The organism is Streptomyces sp. (genome assembly GCF_035563135.1).
Classification (GTDB): domain Bacteria; phylum Actinomycetota; class Actinomycetes; order Streptomycetales; family Streptomycetaceae; genus Streptomyces.
The window spans coordinates 1-2542 of the sequence record NZ_DATMVN010000725.1; the positions used below are offsets into that span (position 1 = coordinate 1).

General features: G+C 70.7%; 4 protein-coding genes. 1 reads left to right on the plus strand and 3 read right to left on the minus strand.

Annotation, left to right across the window (positions count from 1 at the left end):
• The 3 genes from VN520_RS32155 to VN520_RS32165 all read right to left on the minus strand — a co-directional run.
• Positions 1 to 441 (minus strand): NADH-quinone oxidoreductase subunit C (locus VN520_RS32155; RefSeq protein ID WP_325750461.1); only part of this gene is annotated, 441 nt, incomplete at its 3' end.
• Positions 333 to 968 (minus strand): NADH-quinone oxidoreductase subunit B family protein, encoded by a 636-nt coding sequence (locus VN520_RS32160; protein ID WP_325750458.1) that lies wholly within the window; start codon positions 966 to 968, stop codon positions 333 to 335. The genes VN520_RS32155 and VN520_RS32160, both read right to left, overlap by 109 nt.
• Positions 959 to 1360, minus strand: a complete 402-nt coding sequence (locus VN520_RS32165) for an NADH-quinone oxidoreductase subunit A (protein WP_325750459.1) — start codon at positions 1358 to 1360, stop codon at positions 959 to 961. The genes VN520_RS32160 and VN520_RS32165 overlap by 10 nt, the downstream gene beginning before the upstream one ends.
• 205 nt (positions 1361 to 1565) lie before the next feature.
• On the opposite strand from VN520_RS32165, the gene VN520_RS32170 reads away from it, so the two are divergent.
• On the plus strand, positions 1566 to 2542 hold a 977-nt coding region (locus VN520_RS32170), incomplete at its 3' end, for a sensor histidine kinase (RefSeq protein WP_325750460.1).

Here is a 2542-nt window from a genome sequence, read left to right on the forward strand (position 1 = left end):
GTGCCACGCGGCGCCGGCGTAGACGCCGACGGCGGTGGGCAGGACCGCCGCGTCGTGCGGGACGGTCGTACGGAGCAGCAGGCGCCGGACCGTACCGCCGCCGAGGGCCGCGACATGGGCGCAGACGCGGAAGCCGGTGCCCGGTTCGTCGACGGCGCTCAGCCAGTCGAAATAGGTGCAGCCCAGCTCGTCGCGGGCCGTTTCGAGGGCGGCGGTCCAGGACGCGGCGGGGACGTCGACGGTCAGCAGGTCGTACGCGTGCGCGGCGGTGGCGTCCGGGCCGAAGACGTCGGTGACGGCGTCGGGCAGCCGGTCGTAGGTGTCCGGGGCGGTCACGTCCGCTCCTCCCCCGGTGTCTTCGGAGCTGCGACGAGACCGCTGCGCAGGGCGGCGGCCGAGGGGCGGGCCGTGTCCTCGGTGGCGTACCGCTCGGCGAGCGATTCGCGGGCGATCTTCTCCTGGAGCTTGAGGATGCCCTGGAGGAGCGCCTCGGGCCGGGGCGGGCAGCCGGGCACGTACACGTCGACGGGGATGATCTGGTCGACGCCCTTCGTCACGGAGTACGAATCCCAGTACGGCCCGCCGCAGTTGGAGCAGGCGCCGAAGGAGATGACGTACTTCGGTTCGGGCATCTGCTCGTAGAGCCGCTTCACGGCCGGGGCCATCTTGTCCGTCACCGTGCCGGACACGACCATCAGGTCGGCCTGCCGGGGGCCGGGCGCGAACGGGATGACGCCGAGCCGGATGAAGTCGTGCCGCGCCATGGAGGCGGCGATGAATTCGATGGCGCAGCAGGCGAGTCCGAAGTTGAAGACCCAGAGGCTGTAGCGGCGGCCCCAGTTGAGGACCACCTTCATCGGTTCGGGCGCGAGCCGGGACAGCACGCCGAGTTTCCTGGACTCGGGCAGGCGCGTCGGGTCGGGCAGCGACACGGGGGGTTCGGGGTTCGGCCGGCTCGTCACGCCCATTCGAGGACACCCTTCTTCCATGCGTAGAGCAGTCCCACGGCCAGGAAACCGAGGAAGACGAACATCTCCACCAGCGTCGTCGCCCCGTAGCCCGGGGCCGCGAACACCGTCGCCCACGGGAACAGGAAGATCGAGTCGACGGCGAAGATCACGTACAGGAAGGCGTACACGTAGTAGCGGACCTGGGTGTGGGCCCAGCCCTCCCCCACGGGGTCCACGCCGCACTCGTACGTGAGGAGTTTCTCCGGCGTCGGGACCACGGGCCTCAGCAGCCGGCCGGCCCCGAAGGCGACGGCGACGAACAGCACGCCGACCACGGCGAGCAGTCCGACCACTGAGTAGCTCTGGAAGTAGTCCGACGCGAGAACGGTCGGTCCCGCCACGTCCGCCACGTCCGCCCCTCGCTCCCTCAACCTGTTCGACGGTCTGTACGCACGGGAGTCTAGGCCCTGCTAAAGAAACGGTAAGCAACCCCGTCGCGCAACAGGCGGGGCAGGAGGGGCCACGGGAGGCGCGGCACGTGGTGGGGTTATCCCTACTCGCCCCTCACCCACGAACCCCATGGCGTGGGCGCCTCCGGCCCGGCACGCTGGTCGTATGACCATGAGCCCCTCCCTGCCGGACGACGACCGGCCACCGCCCGCGCGCTTCGCCTTCGACCGGTGGACGTGGAAGGAGATCGCGTATCTCCTGGCCAATCTGCCGATGGCGATCGCCGGGTTCGTGTACGCCGTGTTCCTGGTCGGAGTGGGTGCCGGGCTCTCCGTCACCGTGATCGGGCTGCCGCTGCTCGCGCTGGGGCTCCAGGGCGCGCGCGGTCTAGGCCGGGCCGAGCGCGGCCGGGCGCGTCGGATGCTCGGGGTGCGGATCGAGGAGCCGAGCCCCATGGGGCGGAGCCGCCGGGACCAGGGCTTCTTCACCTGGCTGTGGACGGGGCTGAAGGACCCGGTCGGCTGGCGGGCGTTGCTGTATTCGTTCATCCGGCTGCCGTGGGGCGTGGCGACGTTCGCCGTGACGCTGGTGGGCCTGTTCGTCCTCTGGCCCGTGCTCCCTTACCTGGCGCGCGGGCTGACGAACGCGGACCGGGCGATGGTGCGGGGACTGCTCTCGCCCTCCGACGAACTGGAGCGCAGGATCGCCGAGCTGGAGTCGGACCGGGGTGTGGTCGTGGACACGGCCGCCGCGGACCTGCGCCGCATCGAACGCGACCTCCACGACGGCGCACAGGCCCGCCTCGTCGCCCTCGCCATGGACCTCGGACTGGCGAAGGAAAAACTCGACCACGACCCCCAGGCCGCCGCCCGCATGGTCGAAGAAGCCCACGACGAGGTCAAGGTCGCCCTCCAGGAACTCCGCGACCTCGCCCGCGGCATCCACCCCGCCGTCCTCACCGACCGAGGACTCGACGCCGCACTCTCCGCCATCGCCTCCCGCTGCACCGTCCCCGTCACCGTCACCGTCGACCTCCACACCCGCCCCGCACAAGCCATCGAAGGCATCGCCTACTTCACCGTCTCCGAACTCCTCCAGAACATCAGCAAACACGCCCACGCCACCCACGCCACCGTCGACGT

What these genes read in the sequence shown, in the direction of transcription:
- VN520_RS32160 (WP_325750458.1), bottom strand. Translation starts at nt 968, where the DNA reads ATGGGCGTGACGAGCCGGCCGAACCCCGAACCCCCCGTGTCGCTGCCC.